At 64.5% G+C, this 13,183-nt stretch carries 12 protein-coding genes; 6 read left to right on the forward strand and 6 right to left on the reverse strand.

Features of this window, described 5'->3' with window-relative positions; all coding sequences use genetic code 11:
- Nucleotides 1-22 precede the first annotated feature (22 nt).
- Nucleotides 23-958, forward strand: a complete 936-nt coding sequence (locus ACK2VC_RS10295) for a cation diffusion facilitator family transporter (RefSeq protein WP_486730252.1) — start codon at nt 23-25, stop codon at nt 956-958.
- A 49-nt stretch (nt 959-1,007) separates the two neighbouring features.
- Here ACK2VC_RS10295 and ACK2VC_RS10300 read toward each other — a convergent pair whose 3' ends face one another.
- Complete coding sequence (locus ACK2VC_RS10300) at nt 1,008-1,229, reverse strand: glycine zipper 2TM domain-containing protein (protein ID WP_486730253.1); 222 nt, start codon at nt 1,227-1,229, stop codon at nt 1,008-1,010.
- A 163-nt stretch (nt 1,230-1,392) separates the two neighbouring features.
- Here ACK2VC_RS10300 and ACK2VC_RS10305 point away from each other — a divergent pair, with 163 nt between their 5' ends.
- Nucleotides 1,393-2,442: an aldo/keto reductase gene (locus ACK2VC_RS10305; RefSeq protein WP_486730254.1), complete on the forward strand. Its 1,050-nt coding sequence runs from the start codon at nt 1,393-1,395 to the stop codon at nt 2,440-2,442.
- 45 nt (nt 2,443-2,487) lie between these two features.
- Complete coding sequence (locus ACK2VC_RS10310; RefSeq protein ID WP_486730255.1) at nt 2,488-2,892, forward strand: GFA family protein; 405 nt, start codon at nt 2,488-2,490, stop codon at nt 2,890-2,892.
- A 112-nt stretch (nt 2,893-3,004) separates the two neighbouring features.
- Here ACK2VC_RS10310 and ACK2VC_RS10315 read toward each other — a convergent pair whose 3' ends face one another.
- The 5 genes from ACK2VC_RS10315 to ACK2VC_RS10335 form a co-directional block, all read right to left on the reverse strand.
- Nucleotides 3,005-3,349: a DUF4870 domain-containing protein gene (locus ACK2VC_RS10315; RefSeq protein WP_486730256.1), complete on the reverse strand. Its 345-nt coding sequence runs from the start codon at nt 3,347-3,349 to the stop codon at nt 3,005-3,007.
- Nucleotides 3,350-3,489: 140 nt separating this feature from the next.
- Nucleotides 3,490-6,099 (reverse strand): DNA topoisomerase III, encoded by a 2,610-nt coding sequence (locus ACK2VC_RS10320; protein WP_486730257.1) that lies wholly within the window; start codon nt 6,097-6,099, stop codon nt 3,490-3,492.
- A 215-nt stretch (nt 6,100-6,314) separates the two neighbouring features.
- Entirely contained in the window at nt 6,315-6,788 is a 474-nt protein-coding gene (locus tag ACK2VC_RS10325) for a Smg family protein (protein WP_486730258.1), read from the reverse strand.
- Nucleotides 6,789-6,820: 32 nt separating this feature from the next.
- The gene (dprA, locus tag ACK2VC_RS10330; RefSeq protein WP_486730259.1) at nt 6,821-7,951 is read right to left on the reverse strand and encodes a DNA-processing protein DprA; all 1,131 of its coding nucleotides are present in this window, start codon (nt 7,949-7,951) and stop codon (nt 6,821-6,823) included.
- Between the two features lie 10 nt (nt 7,952-7,961).
- On the reverse strand, nt 7,962-9,035 hold the full coding sequence (locus tag ACK2VC_RS10335) for a LysM peptidoglycan-binding domain-containing protein (protein WP_486730260.1): 1,074 nt from the start codon (nt 9,033-9,035) through the stop codon (nt 7,962-7,964).
- A gap of 182 nt (nt 9,036-9,217) precedes the next feature.
- On the opposite strand from ACK2VC_RS10335, the gene def reads away from it, so the two are divergent.
- The 3 genes from def to ACK2VC_RS10350 all read left to right on the forward strand — a co-directional run bounded on the left by def (nt 9,218) and on the right by ACK2VC_RS10350 (nt 13,179).
- Nucleotides 9,218-9,763 carry a peptide deformylase gene (def, locus tag ACK2VC_RS10340; RefSeq protein WP_486730261.1) on the forward strand — a complete coding sequence of 182 codons (546 nt, stop codon included), beginning with the start codon at nt 9,218-9,220 and terminating at the stop codon, nt 9,761-9,763.
- A gap of 47 nt (nt 9,764-9,810) precedes the next feature.
- A complete protein-coding gene (gene fmt, locus ACK2VC_RS10345) occupies nt 9,811-10,764 on the forward strand; it encodes a methionyl-tRNA formyltransferase (RefSeq protein ID WP_486730262.1) in 954 nt (317 codons plus the stop codon).
- Nucleotides 10,765-11,100: 336 nt separating this feature from the next.
- Nucleotides 11,101-13,179 (forward strand): diguanylate cyclase, encoded by a 2,079-nt coding sequence (locus ACK2VC_RS10350; RefSeq protein WP_486730263.1) that lies wholly within the window; start codon nt 11,101-11,103, stop codon nt 13,177-13,179.
- Nucleotides 13,180-13,183 lie beyond the last annotated feature (4 nt).

Genomic DNA, 13,183 nt, shown 5'->3' on the forward strand with positions numbered 1-13,183 from the left:
TGATCGACTTGGAGTGACCCCGATGGCCGCGCATACCGCAGGCTCAACCAAGGCAATTTTCTATGCGCTCGGTGCCAACGGCGGCATCGCGCTGGCCAAGTTCGGTGCGGCGCTGTTTTCCGGCTCGAACGCGATGCTGGCGGAAGCGATCCACTCGCTGGCTGACTGTACCAACCAGGTATTTCTATTGATCGGCCTGCGCCAGGCGCAACAGCCGATCAGCCGCGCGCACCCGATGGGGCACGCGCGGGTGGTGTATTTCTGGGCGATGATGGTGGCGCTGCTGCTGTTCTTTCTAGGCGGCGCCTTTTCGGTGCTGCAGGGGATCGAACATCTGAAGCATCCGCAGCCGCTCAGCAATGCTATCGTGGTGCTGGCGGTGCTCGGGATCTCGGTCGCGCTGGAGGCGTTTTCGCTGTATGGCGCGCTGCGCGAGATCCGCAAGGTTGCCAACGGCAAGCCGTTCCTGAAATGGTTTCGCGAAACCCGGCAATCGGAGCTGATGGTGGTTGCCGGCGAAGACATCGCCGCGCTGGCCGGGCTGGCGCTGGCCTTCGCGGCGGTGCTGCTGAGCGTGGTCACCGGCAATCCACTGTGGGATGCGCTCGGTTCGATCGCGGTCGGCGTGCTGCTGATGATCGTGGCGCTGGTGATCACGCGCGAACTGAAGGCGATGGTGACCGGCGAATCGGCCGATCCGGAAATCGACGCCGCGATCCTGGCGTATATCGAGACGCATCCGGAAGTCGTGCGCGTGATCAACTTCATCACGCTGCAATGGGGCGCGCAGCTGATGGTCGCGGTGCAGGCAGAAATGCGTCCGCAAAGCAGCGATCGGGCGCTGGTCGAGGCGATCAACGCGATTGAAGCTGGGCTGCAGCGGCAATGGCCGCAAGCGGTGTGGTGTTTTTTCGAGCCGGACTTTGCCGGCGCCGAAAACGAAAGCACGCAGCACTAGTAAGCGGCGCGTATCCGCCGCCGGGAACCCGGCGACCGCGCCGCAATCTTTATTTATGCGGCTTGGTGACCTCGTTGCCGATCACGCCGCCGACCGCTGCGCCGCCGAGTGTGCCGAGCGCGCCGCCGCCGCTGACAGCATTGCCGACCACACCGCCCACCACCGCACCGGTGCCGATGCCCACCTGTTGGCGGGTGGGAGGAGTGGAGCATGCCGATAGTGCGAGCAGCGCGGCCGCGCAGGTGAATGAAGCGAGAGTGCGGGAAATCATGATTCCTCCGTGAATGTTGGTGCTGGCGGGCATGCTTGACAGGGGGCGGATGCCAGACTACGTTTCACTCCCTTTGTTGTTAAGATCGGCCGCGCCGGCGATGGTTCCGGACGGGCATGCTTTGGCGGAACCGTCGGTGCCGGCGGCAGGAAAAGGATTGATCATGAAATATGCACGTCTCGGCCGTAGCGGCCTTCAGGTATCCCGCATCTGCCTCGGGATGATGACCTATGGTTCGCCGCGATGGCGGCCGTGGGTGCTGGATGCCTCGGCGGCGCGGCCGTTCGTGCGGCGCGCGCTGGAACTTGGCGTGAATTTTTTCGATACCGCCGACATGTACTCGAACGGCGCCTCGGAAACTGCCACCGGCGCGCTGCTGAAAGAATATGCGCGGCGCGAGGAAGTAGTGATTGCGACCAAGGTGTTTTTCCCGGTGTTCGAGCAGATGCATCTCGATCATCACACGGCGCCGCCGGAGCTATTGAGGCCGAACCGGCAGGGCCTGTCGCGCAAGCACATCCTGCACGCGGTCGATGCTTCGCTCGCGCGCCTCGGTACCGACTACATCGACCTGTACCAGATCCACCGCTGGGACTATGCGACGCCGATCGAGGAAACCATGGAGGCGCTGCACGACGTGGTGAAGGCCGGCAAGGTGCGCTATCTCGGCGCTTCCAGCATGTGGGCCTGGCAGTTCGCCAAGGCGCAGCAGGTGGCCAAGGAGCATGGCTGGACGCCGTTCGTGTCGATGCAGAACCACTACAACCTGGTGTACCGCGAAGAAGAGCGCGAGATGATTCCGCTGTGCCGCGAGCAGGGCGTGGCGCTGATTCCGTGGAGCCCACTGGCGCGCGGCTTCTTGGCCGGCAACCGGGCGCGCGGCGACAGGGCGGGCGGTGTCGATGGCGCGACCACCCATGCGGCCACCGCGCGCGCCGGCAGCGACGACATGGCGCAGAAGTATTATTACAACGACGCCGATTTCGCGGTGGTGGCGGCGCTCTCCAGGGTGGCGCAGGCGAAGGGCATCTCGAATGCGCAGGCCGCGTATGCCTGGCTGCTGCACAAGGGCGTGACGGCGCCGATCGTCGGCGCCTCCAAGCTGGGACAGGTGGAGCAGGCGGCGGCCGCGACCGAGCTCAGCCTGACGGCGGAAGAAATCGGCGCGCTGGAAAGCGCCTATCAGCCGCATCCGGTGCTCGGCCATTCGTGAGCCGCGCTCACTTCAAACAAGCAACGTCAATCAGCGGAGTTCGACATGATCCATGGAAGTTGCCTGTGCGGCGGCGTGCGCTACGAATATGACGGCGGCTTCGGCGCCATCACCGTCTGTCATTGCGCCACCTGTCGCAAGGCGCAGGGCGGCAGCGTGACCGCAGCGCCGGCCGACGCCGCACGGCTGCGCTGGAGCGGCGAGACCGAGTTGATCGCCGAATACGAATCCTCGCCCGGCAAGCAGCGCGCCTTCTGCCGCCGCTGCGGCACGCCACTGTATTCGCGGCGCGACGATGCGCCGCAGGTGTTGCGGCTGCGCATGGGAACGCTCGACACGGCGGTCGATGCGGTGCCGGTCGCGCATATTTTCGCGACCACGGTGCCGCCATGGGCGGCGCTGGACGAGGATTGGCCGCGCTACCCCGGGCTGGAGCCGGAACGCGCGTGAGCGGTGCGGCGCCAGCCGCAGGCGTCACATATACTCTCGGAGTTGACAGTGTTTGCCGGGCGTAAAATGGCTTTTTTAGCCACATACTCCATAATGAGGGCGAGAGCCGGGGTTATTTCAGCAGGCGCAGGGAATACGGATAACGGTACGGCTTGCCCTTGGAGGCGCTGGTCGCCCCGATCAGGCAAAACACGACGTTCAGGATGAATAGGATCGGGAACAGGATCAGGCCGATCAGCAAGAACGCCAGGATGCCGGCAATCACGTAGCCGACCATCAGCGTGATCTGGAAATTCAGCGCTTCGAGCGCCTCCTGGCCGATGAAGGCGGAATCGTCTTTCTTCAGCAGCCAGATCACCATGGCGCCGATGAAGCCGGTAAAGATGCCGAACAGATGCGCCAGCATCGCCAGATTGGTTTCGTCGCGGCTCGGGCCGACTTCGATGATGTCATTCATGTCTACTCTCTTGGTTCAGGCGGATTCGCAATCAAAGCGAACACTGTGTTGCTTCGCCTTGCCGTGCACCAGCACGGTCTGCGGCTGCACGCCTGGTTCTCACGTTGCTTGCAAACCCGGATCAGGCAGGCGCTGCCAGGTCAGGCACTTGCTTTCTTCGCTGCAGCCCTGGCCCGGACCGGTTTTTTCGGGGCGGCTTTCCTGCTTGGCGTCGCGGCCGCGCCGTCCTCCGCGGCGGCCTCCGCTGCCTGGTCTTTTTTCGCTGGAGCCTTTGCCTTGCGCGGCTCGAACTCGAAGCTCACCTTGCCATCCTTGCCCTTGACCAGGAAGGCCTTGAACGGACGGCGCGTGCGCTGTGAGACGAAGCCCGGCAGCAGATCAGTCTTGCCGTCGTTCAGCAGCTTGGTCATCTGCTCTGGCAGGATTTCTTGCTGCAGGATGATGCGGCCGCTGCGGAAGTCGCAGGCCTTGGGCTTGGCCACCGATTTTTCGCAGACGTAGGCCAGCCCCATTTCGTACACGCCGCTGCCGCATTTCGGGCACGGCCCGAGCGGCGTCTGGCCGGAAAAATCGACGCCTTCCGCGTTTTCGTCGTCGTCCTGGCCCTGGCCAAAGTCGAATTCGAGCTTGAAGTTGTTGATCTCTTCGTCGCGCGAAATCTTCAGGATCGCCGCGAACGGCCGTCCCATCTTCGAGCGGAAGCCCTGCAGCGGGCCGATGCTGCGGTTCTTCAGCAGTTCTTCCACTTCGGCCACTTCGAACTGGCGCCCGCCCGGAGTCTTCGACATCGAAAACTCGCACTGGGTACAGGCGAAGCGGCGGTAGTTTTCCTTGACCACGCCGCCGCAATTCGGGCACGGTGTCGACAGCGTCGCGTAGTCGCCGGGAATCGTGTCATTGTCGTATTCCTTGGCGCGCTTGACGATGATCTGCGTCATCTGCGCGATCTCGCGCATGAACTCCTCGCGGCTGATCTTGCCCTTTTCCATCTGCGCCAGCTTGTATTCCCAGCCGCCGGTCAGTTCCGGCGCCGTCAGCTCGTTGACGCCGAGCCCTCGCAGCAGGGTCATCAGCTGGAACGCCTTGGCGGTCGGCATCATCTCGCGGCCTTCGCGCAGCAGGTATTTCTCGGTCAGCAGGCCTTCGATGATCGCCGCCCGCGTGGCCGGCGTACCCAGGCCCTTGCCGGCCATCGCCTCGCGCAGGTCTTCGTTGTCGACCAGCTTGCCGGCGCCTTCCATCGCCGACAGCAGCGTCGCTTCGGTGTAGCGCGCCGGCGGCTTGGTGACCAGGCCGTTGGCGGTGACTTTTTCGGTCTTGACCTTTTCGCCTTTCGCCACCGCCACCAGCGTGCCGGCGTTTTCCTTGTCGTCGTCGCCGGCTGCTTCCTTGCCGTAGATCGCCAGCCAGCCGGGGTTGGTCATCACCTTGCCCTCGGTCTTGAACTGGTGGCCGGAGACTTCGGTATAGCGGGTGGTGACCTGGAATTCGGCGGCCGGGAAAAACACCGCCATGAAGCGCTTGGTCACCAGGTCGTACAGCTTCTGTTCCGGTTCCGACAGGTTTTTCGGCGCCTGCGTGGTCGGGATGATCGCGAAGTGGTCGGAAATCTTGGTGTTGTCGAAAATCCGCTTGTTCGGTTTGACCCAGTTCTTGTTCAGGATCTGCGCCGCGAACTGCTGGTAGTTATGGTTTTCGGCAATCGTCTCCAGCGTCTGCTTGACGCTGGCGAGATAGTCTTCCGGCAGGTGGCGCGAATCGGTACGCGGATAGGTCAGCACCTTGTGCTTTTCATACAGCGCCTGCGCCAGCCCGAGCGTGTTCTTGGCGGAAAAGCCGAAGCGCGAGTTGGCTTCGCGCTGCAGGCTGGTCAAGTCGAACAGCGCCGGCGCCATCGAAGTGGTCGGCTTCGATTCTTCGGTGACGTTACCCAGCTTGCCGCGGCAGGCGGCCACGATCGATTCGGCGGCGGCGCGGCTCCACAGGCGTTCGGCGCGCTTCTCGGGATCAGTCTCGTCCTTCTTGTGCCTGGTGTCGAGCCAGCGCCCTTCGTAGATGCCGGCGGCGCAGACGAATTCGGCGCGCACTTCCCAGTAGTCGCGCGGTACGAATTTCTTGATCTTCTCTTCGCGCTCGACCACGATCGACAGCGTCGGCGTCTGCACCCGGCCCACCGTGGTCAGGTAAAAGCCGCCTTCCTTCGAGTTGAAGGCGGTCATCGCGCGCGTGCCGTTGATGCCGATTAGCCAGTCGGCTTCCGAGCGGCAGCGCGCGGCGTCGGCCAGCGGCAGCATCTCGGCGTCGCTGCGCAGCTTGGCGAAGCCGTCGCGGATCGCGCCCGGGGTCATCGACTGCAGCCACAGGCGCTGGATCGGCTGCTTCGCTTTCGCGTGCTGCACGATCAGGCGGAAAATCAGCTCGCCCTCGCGCCCGGCGTCGCAGGCATTGATCAGGGCGGTGACGTCCTTGCGCTTGATCAATTTGTTCAGCACCTTCAGTCGCGCCTCGGTCTTGGCGATCGGATTGACGTCGAAGTGCGGCGGAATCATCGGCAGGTTGGCGAACGACCATTTGCCGCGCTTGACGTCGTATTGCTCCGGCACCGCGATTTCCAGCAGGTGGCCGACCGCCGACGACAATACATACTGGTCTGACTCGAAGTACTCATCGTGCTTGGTGAAGCCGCCGAGCGCCTTCGCGATATCGTTCGCGACGGAGGGTTTCTCGGCGATGATGAGGGTTTTGCTCATGAATAGGGTCTCGAAATTGGCGCGCAAGATGCCGTCCGGGCAGGCGCGAAACCATGCAGTGTACAGAAATTGCGACGCCGCAACTTCATTGCTGCTTCGTATGCATCAATCGGAATCAAGTAATTGAGCGGCCAATGATAAGCGTGATGCCGCGAAAATCGCAAGCCAGCCCGGCATTGGCAGGAGCCGCAAGAGGCGCGGCGACTGGCGGCCTGTCAGTGCAGCAGGCGCGGTTCGGGATCGTCGTCCTCGAACAGTTCGTCGAACATCAGGCCGTCCGGTTCCTTGCCTTCGCTCCACAGCACCATCAGTACGATCACCTTCAGCTTGTCGAGCGTCAGCGGTGATTCGCTGGCGGCCAGCGCGCGCTCGATGACAATTTCGCGCTGCACCGGGTTCAGCATTCGGGCCGACTCCAGGAATTGAATGAAGCCGACCACCGCGGTGCCCAGCAAGTTCAATTCGGCATCCGCATAAATCCGGATGCCGCTGGAAAACGGCTCTTGCTGTGCAGGATGACCGGCAAATTCATGTTTGGTTTCCGCCAGATCGGTCAACCAGGCGAGCGCCTGCGCGATTTCATCCTGCTCGAAGCCGGCTGCCGACAGCTTGCGTGCCAGCGCTGCCGGTTCCGGGCAGGCGTCGGGCCGGTAATAAGTTTCGTAAACGTATACAAGGACATCAAACATGCCGCCACTGTAGCACAAGGCTCGCGGCCGGATCAGGCCAGTCGCCGGTAGCTGCCCCCCGGCAACACTTCGATCTGGCCTTGCAGTTCCAGCGTCAGCAGTTGCGCCATCAGGGTGGCGGCATCCAGCCCGCAGCGTGCCGCCAGCAAGTCCGGCGTGACCGGATCGAAGCCCATCGCCTGCAGCAATGGCGACGCCGGCTCGCCGGCCGCAGCGGCCACCTCGGTCGGCGGCACCTGCGCCGACAGCGGCAGATGCTGCAATTCTTCCAGTACGTCCTGCACCGATTCGACCAGCTTGGCGCCTTCCTTGATCAGCCGATGGCAGCCCTTGGACAGCGGGGCGTGGATCGAGCCCGGAATCGCCAGCACGTCGCGCCCCTGTTCGGCCGCCATGCGGGCGGTGATCAGCGAGCCGGACTGGGCCGCCGCTTCCACCACCAGCACCGCGCGCGCCAGGCCGGAGATGATGCGGTTGCGGCGCGGAAAGTTGGCGGCAATCGCCGGCATGCCGAGCGGATATTCGCTGACGATGCAGCCTTCGGCCGCGATGCGGTGCGCCAGCTCGCGGTTGCGCGCCGGATAGACGATGTCGGCGCCGGTGCCGATCACGGCGATGGTCGAGCCGCCCTCGACACCGGCCAACAGCGCGCCGCGATGGGCGGCGGCGTCGATCCCGAGCGCCAGGCCGGAAATGATGGTGTAGCCAGCCTGGCTCAAGGCTTGCGAGAATTTTTCGGCGTCCAGCACACCCTGCGCGCTGGCGTTGCGGCTGCCGACCACCGCCAGGGCCGGGCGCGCCAGCAATTCCAGCCGGCCCTTGACGTACAGGATCAGCGGCGGATCGGGAATGTCCAGCAGGCTGGGCGGATAGTCGGCGTCGGCCAGCGTCAGCACGCGGTTGCCGGCCTGAGCGGCCCAGGCCAGGGTTTGGCCGATCTGGTCGGCGGCGGCTTCGGCGGGAGGCAGGCGCAGGGCTTGGGCGACGCGTTCGGAGACGATTTTTTGCAGGCTGGAAAAGCTGGCGGCGAAAATATTTCCCGGCAAGCCGAAGGCCGCCAGCAGGCGGCGCGCGGTTTCCGGGCCGACGCCGGGCGTGCGGGCCAGGCGCAGCCATGCGGCCAGATCGTCGTCTCCGGCCTGGGGCGGACGGCTGTCGGCCATCGGCAGCGGGTTACTCGGGCGAACGGGCGAGGTCGCCGACCTGCACCGCATCGGTGACCTGCATGATCAGGCCGTACGACACCTGCTCGAACACGCGGAACACGAACAGCGAGCCGTAGCGCTCATCCGGCAGCCTGACCGGCTTCTTGTCGTCGGTGCGATCCAGCACCACGCGGCCGAAGCGGTACAGTTCGAGCGAGGTGCCGATGTCGATGCCGTCGGCGGCGCCGCGGTTGAGCGCCACGATCTGGTTGCCACCGGCATGGCTGACGCCGCCGTAGATCGAGATCACGCGCGCCGCGACCGGGTTTGCCGGCGCATGCGGCACGTAATTCATGATCGGCGTCGGCGGCATCGGCAGCAGGCGGTCGCCGACTCCCATTTCTTCCTTCGAACGGGTGACGCGGAAGGTATGCGCTTCGTCCGCCGTGCCGGCGGCGCGCTCCAGCTTGACGTCGCCCAGATAAACCGCCTCATAGCCGAGTATCGCCTTGCTGTCGGGATCGAGCAACGGCGTGCCGGGGCGGAATACCTGGAACGCAGTCGCCGCCCCCAGTTCGCCGCGCACATAGGCCTTGTCGTTCTTGCCCAGGTAGACGCGCCCTTCCTGGGTGGCGATGATGCGCGGCGTGTTTTGCAACTGATTCTGCTCGACGATCAGCGGCTGCGACAGGAAGGGTTCGATCTCGCCGGCCGGAATCGAGGAAATGGCATCGTCCCCCAGTTGCTGGCTGCGGATTTGCGGCGTCAGGCGCTGCTCGGCGCCGTTGGTGCCGGCTGGCTGTGCCAGGCGCAGGCGGCCGGCGGCGCGATCCAGGTAGACGATCTGGCCCGGATAAATCCAGTGCGGGTTGCGGATCTGCTCGCGGTTCATGTCCCATACCTGCGGCCAGCACCACGGATGCTGCAGGAATTTGCCGGAGATCCCCCACAGCGTATCGCCGCGCACCACCGTATGCTGGTCCGGCGCATTGTCGAGGAAGCCGCAATGGGGTGCGGCCGGGGCGGCGGCGGCCGCGCCGGACAGTACGCCCAGTACCATGGCGAGAGCGGACATGCAGGCGGCTGTGCTAAACTTTTTCATGGTTCTTCCGGTGAAGACGGCGAACGCGAGATGCCGTGAATAATGGGTGGCGCAAGAGGAAAAGTTGACAAAAAACTTGCCAAAGTGAATCAAATTCTGCCCATAAATCCTTGAACTAGCAAGAACAACCGCCGTCTCCTATTGTTACCTTGTTGCACAAAAGCCGTATATAAGCCGTCCATATGTCACTGTTACCGATCCTGCGTTATCCCGATGCGCGCCTGCACAAGGTCGCCCGACCGGTGCGCACCTTCGATGCGCGCCTGAAGCAACTGGTGGCCGACATGGCCGAGACCATGTACCACGCGCCCGGCGTCGGGCTGGCCGCGTCCCAGGTCGACGTGCACGAGCAGTTGATCGTGATCGACGTCTCCGACACGCACGACGAACTGCGGGTCTTCATCAATCCCGAAATCGTCTGGGCCAGCGCGGAAAAGCAGGTCTATGACGAAGGCTGCCTGTCGGTACCGGGCGTGTATGACGGCGTCGAGCGCCATGTGCAGGTCAAGGTGCGGGCGCTGGATGCCGACGGCAAGCCGTTCGAGCTGGCGGCGGACGGCCTGCTGGCGGTCTGCATCCAGCACGAGATCGACCACCTGAAAGGCAAGGTGTTCGTCGAATACCTGTCGCCGTTGAAGCGCAACCGGATCAAGGCCCGCATGCTGAAGGAAGAGCGGGAACAGAAGCGCGAACAAAAACGCGAAAAGCAGTTGGCGGCGGTACGTTAAGTTGTTGACGTGCGCGTCGCGCAGGCGGCGGCGCACCACCTTCCCCTATGAAAATCATCTTCGCGGGTACGCCCGAATTCGCCGCGGTCGCCTTGCGCGCGCTGCACGCCGCCGGCTTCGAGATCCCGCTGGTGCTGAGCCAGCCGGATCGCCCGGCCGGACGCGGCCTGCAATTGCAGGCGTCGGCGGTCAAGCAATTCGCCGTCGCGCACGGCATCCCGGTGGCGCAGCCGGTGTCACTGCGGCTGGATGGAAAATACCCGCAGGTCGCGCAGGAGGCGCATGAGCTGCTGCGCGCCAGCGAACATGACGTCATGGTAGTGGCGGCCTACGGTCTGATCCTGCCGGCCGCCGTCCTGAAAATTCCCCCGCGCGGCTGCATCAACATCCACGCTTCGCTGTTGCCGCGCTGGCGCGGCGCGGCGCCGATCCACCGCGCCATCGAAGCCGGCGATGCCGAAACCGGCATCACCATCATGCAGATGGACGAGGGGCTGGATACCGGACCGATGCTGCTGCGGCAGGCACTGCCGATCGCCGCCGACGACACCACCGGCAGCCTGCACGACAAGCTGGCGCCACTGGGCGGCGGCATGATCGTGCAGACGCTGCGCGCGCTGGAACAGGATGGGCTGGCGCCCGAGCCGCAGCCGGCGGCCGGCGCGACCTATGCCGCCAAGATCGGCAAGGGCGAGGCGGCGCTCGACTTTGCGCTGCCGGCCGAGGTGCTGGCGCGCAAGATTCGCGCCTTCAATCCGTTTCCCGGCGCGACTGCCCGCCTGGACGGCACGCCGCTCAAGCTGTGGCGCGCCGATGCCTTGCCAGCCGGCAAGGCAAATGCCGCTCCCGGCACCCTGCTGGCGGCGACGGCAGCCGGGATCGACGTCGCCTGCGGCAGCGGCGTCCTGCGCCTGACCGAGTTGCAAAAAGCCGGCGGCAAGCGTTTGTCGGCAGCGCAATTCCTGCAAGGCTATGCGCCGCGCGACGGGCGCTTTACCTAGCGCAACTCTGCGCGGGTCCCGGCCGCACCCCTATACTCCTTAATGCTCGGCTTTGCGTCGCCGATAAGCTATCAAGATATTGCATATACCCACAGAAAATAATTTTCTGCGGAGGCACTGGCAGGCGCCATGGCCGTTTTCGTCCGAGCTTTCCTTGCTGCGCATCATCCGTGCCGATACCGCAGCGACTGGCGGCTTCGGCCGCGCGCCGCTGGCTTGAATCACAACAAACATGCACGGCCTGCCGGAACACCTGCGGCCAAAGCGTGTCCAATTTGGCATTTGCGGGTTTGCCGGATTCTGGCGGATGGGTGGCCGGTCGAGTGAAAGCCTGATGTGAAAGCCTTGTTTCGCGCCAATCTGAAGACTCGCCTGTTCCTATTGATCCTGTTTGCCTTCATTCCCGCCTTCAGCCTGGCGATCGTGAGTTCAGTGCAGCGTCTGCATGCCCAGCAGATGGAGCAGCAAAGCAACGCCTTGCGCCTGGTACGCGTGATGGAAGTCAGTCACCGCGAGTTGGTGGCGCAAGCCTCGGCGGTGCTGGAGGCGATTTCGCGCCTGACACCGCGCGAACGGCTGACGGCGCCGCAGTGCCAGGCCGCAATGCGCGATTTGACGCAGCATTTTCCGCGCTTTCGTACCTTTGGCCTGGCCGCGTCGAATGGCGATGTCTATTGCAACGCGTCGCCCGCCCGGTTGCGCGGAAACATCGCCCATTTACGCTTTTTCAAGGACGCCGTGGCTACCCACATGACCGCTTCAGGACCGTATGAAATGGATGCGCTGGCACCGGCCGCGGTGGTGTATATCGGCGTGCCGATCATGGATGCCTCGGGGCAAGTTGTGGCGGTGCTGTTTGCCGCGCTCGACCTGTCCGGGTTCGTCAACTGGTCGGAGGCGCTGCAACTGCAGCCCGATTCGCTGATCGTCATGTTCGACCAGGCAGGGCTGGTCCTGGCGCGCTACCGCGACAGCCTGCACTGGACTGGCAGCTACCGGCCGCAGGCGCCGCTGGTGCAATATGCGCGCCAGCATGGCGAGGAGGGCGTGGCCGACCTTCCCGGCCCGAGCGGTATCGAGCGCCTGTACGCTTATACGACGGTGCACAAGACGGCCGAGCAGACCGTGTTCCTGGGCCTGGGCATCGCCGCCGGAGATGCCTACGCCGGCGCCCGCCAGGCGTTTCGCTACGACATGTTCAGCCTGGCGCTGGCCTGCCTGCTGGTGCTGGCGATTGCCTGGATCGGCAGCGGTGTGCTGATCGTCAACAAGCTGCGGCTCCTGATCCAGGCTGCCGACCGCATCCGGCACGGCGACCTACAGGTGCGCAGTGGTCTGAAGCCGGGTACCGACGAGGCGGCGCAACTGGCCGGCGCGATCGACAGCATGGCGCAGGCGATCGAAAGCCGGGTCGAGGCATTGCAGCGGCACGGGCAGGAAATGCGCCAGTTGCGCGACATGAACGATGCGCTGCAGGCGTGCGTGACGCGCGACGAAGTGTATGCAGTGGTGCGGCAATGCCTGCAGAGGCTGTTTCCGGGCCGGGCCGGCGCGCTCTACATGCTGGACGCCAGCGGCGACCGTTTTACCAGCGTGGCGCACTGGCAGGAACCGGCCAGCGAGCGCGAATTCCTGCCGAACGACTGCTGGGCCGTGCGGCGCGGCAAGACGTTCCGGGTCGATGCCGGCGGCGGCCAGCAAATCCGCTGCCGCCACGTGCAGCAGCCGCCGCCGTTTTCCTACCTGTGCGTGCCGCTGCTGGTACAGGGCGAAATCATCGGCATGCTGCACCTGGAGAACGACCACGGCTTTCCGACCGACGAAACCGAGCCGGGGTCGCAGGCGCTGGTGGAAGCGGCGGCCGAACATGCGGGCTTGCGGCTGGCGCACATCCGGCTCTCCAACCATCTGCACGACCAGGCCATGCGCGACGGCCTGACCGGGCTGTTCAACCGCCGCTACATGGAGGAAACCCTGTTGCGCGAAACCCGCAACGCCAGGCGCAACCACAGCACGATCGCCATCATCATGCTCGACATCGACCACTTCAAGCGTTTCAACGACAGTTTCGGCCATGCCGCCGGCGACGCCCTGCTGCGCGAAATCGGCAAGCTGCTGCAGACCCAGATGCGCGGCGGCGACCTGGCCTGCCGTTACGGCGGCGAGGAATTCACCATCATCCTGCCCAGCACCGGCTTGCCGCAGGCCGGCGAGATCGCCGAAAAGCTGCGCCAGCAAGTCCGCCTGCTGCACATCCAGATCAATGGCGCGACGCTTGGCGAAATCACGATTTCGCTCGGCGTCGCGCTCTATCCGCAGCATGGCCAGAGCTGGGAAGAAGCGCTGCACGCGGCCGACATGGCGCTGCTGCAGGCCAAGCAGACGCGCGATTGCAGCGTGGTATTCGAGCCATGAGGCC

The organism is Herbaspirillum sp. WTB6 (assembly GCF_057457785.1).

Excerpts from the sequence above, each read along its gene's own strand:
- fmt (WP_486730262.1), top strand. The coding sequence starts at position 9,811 with ATGAAAATCATCTTCGCGGGTACGCCCGAATTCGCCGCGGTCGCCTTG.
- dprA (WP_486730259.1), bottom strand. The coding sequence starts at position 7,951 with ATGGCCGACAGCCGTCCGCCCCAGGCCGGAGACGACGATCTGGCCGCA.
- ACK2VC_RS10325 (WP_486730258.1), bottom strand. The coding sequence starts at position 6,788 with ATGTTTGATGTCCTTGTATACGTTTACGAAACTTATTACCGGCCCGAC.
- ACK2VC_RS10335 (WP_486730260.1), bottom strand. The coding sequence starts at position 9,035 with ATGAAAAAGTTTAGCACAGCCGCCTGCATGTCCGCTCTCGCCATGGTA.
- ACK2VC_RS10320 (WP_486730257.1), bottom strand. The coding sequence starts at position 6,099 with ATGAGCAAAACCCTCATCATCGCCGAGAAACCCTCCGTCGCGAACGAT.
- ACK2VC_RS10295 (WP_486730252.1), top strand. The coding sequence starts at position 23 with ATGGCCGCGCATACCGCAGGCTCAACCAAGGCAATTTTCTATGCGCTC.
- def (WP_486730261.1), top strand. The coding sequence starts at position 9,218 with ATGTCACTGTTACCGATCCTGCGTTATCCCGATGCGCGCCTGCACAAG.
- ACK2VC_RS10300 (WP_486730253.1), bottom strand. The coding sequence starts at position 1,229 with ATGATTTCCCGCACTCTCGCTTCATTCACCTGCGCGGCCGCGCTGCTC.
- ACK2VC_RS10315 (WP_486730256.1), bottom strand. The coding sequence starts at position 3,349 with ATGAATGACATCATCGAAGTCGGCCCGAGCCGCGACGAAACCAATCTG.
- ACK2VC_RS10310 (WP_486730255.1), top strand. The coding sequence starts at position 2,488 with ATGATCCATGGAAGTTGCCTGTGCGGCGGCGTGCGCTACGAATATGAC.
- ACK2VC_RS10305 (WP_486730254.1), top strand. The coding sequence starts at position 1,393 with ATGAAATATGCACGTCTCGGCCGTAGCGGCCTTCAGGTATCCCGCATC.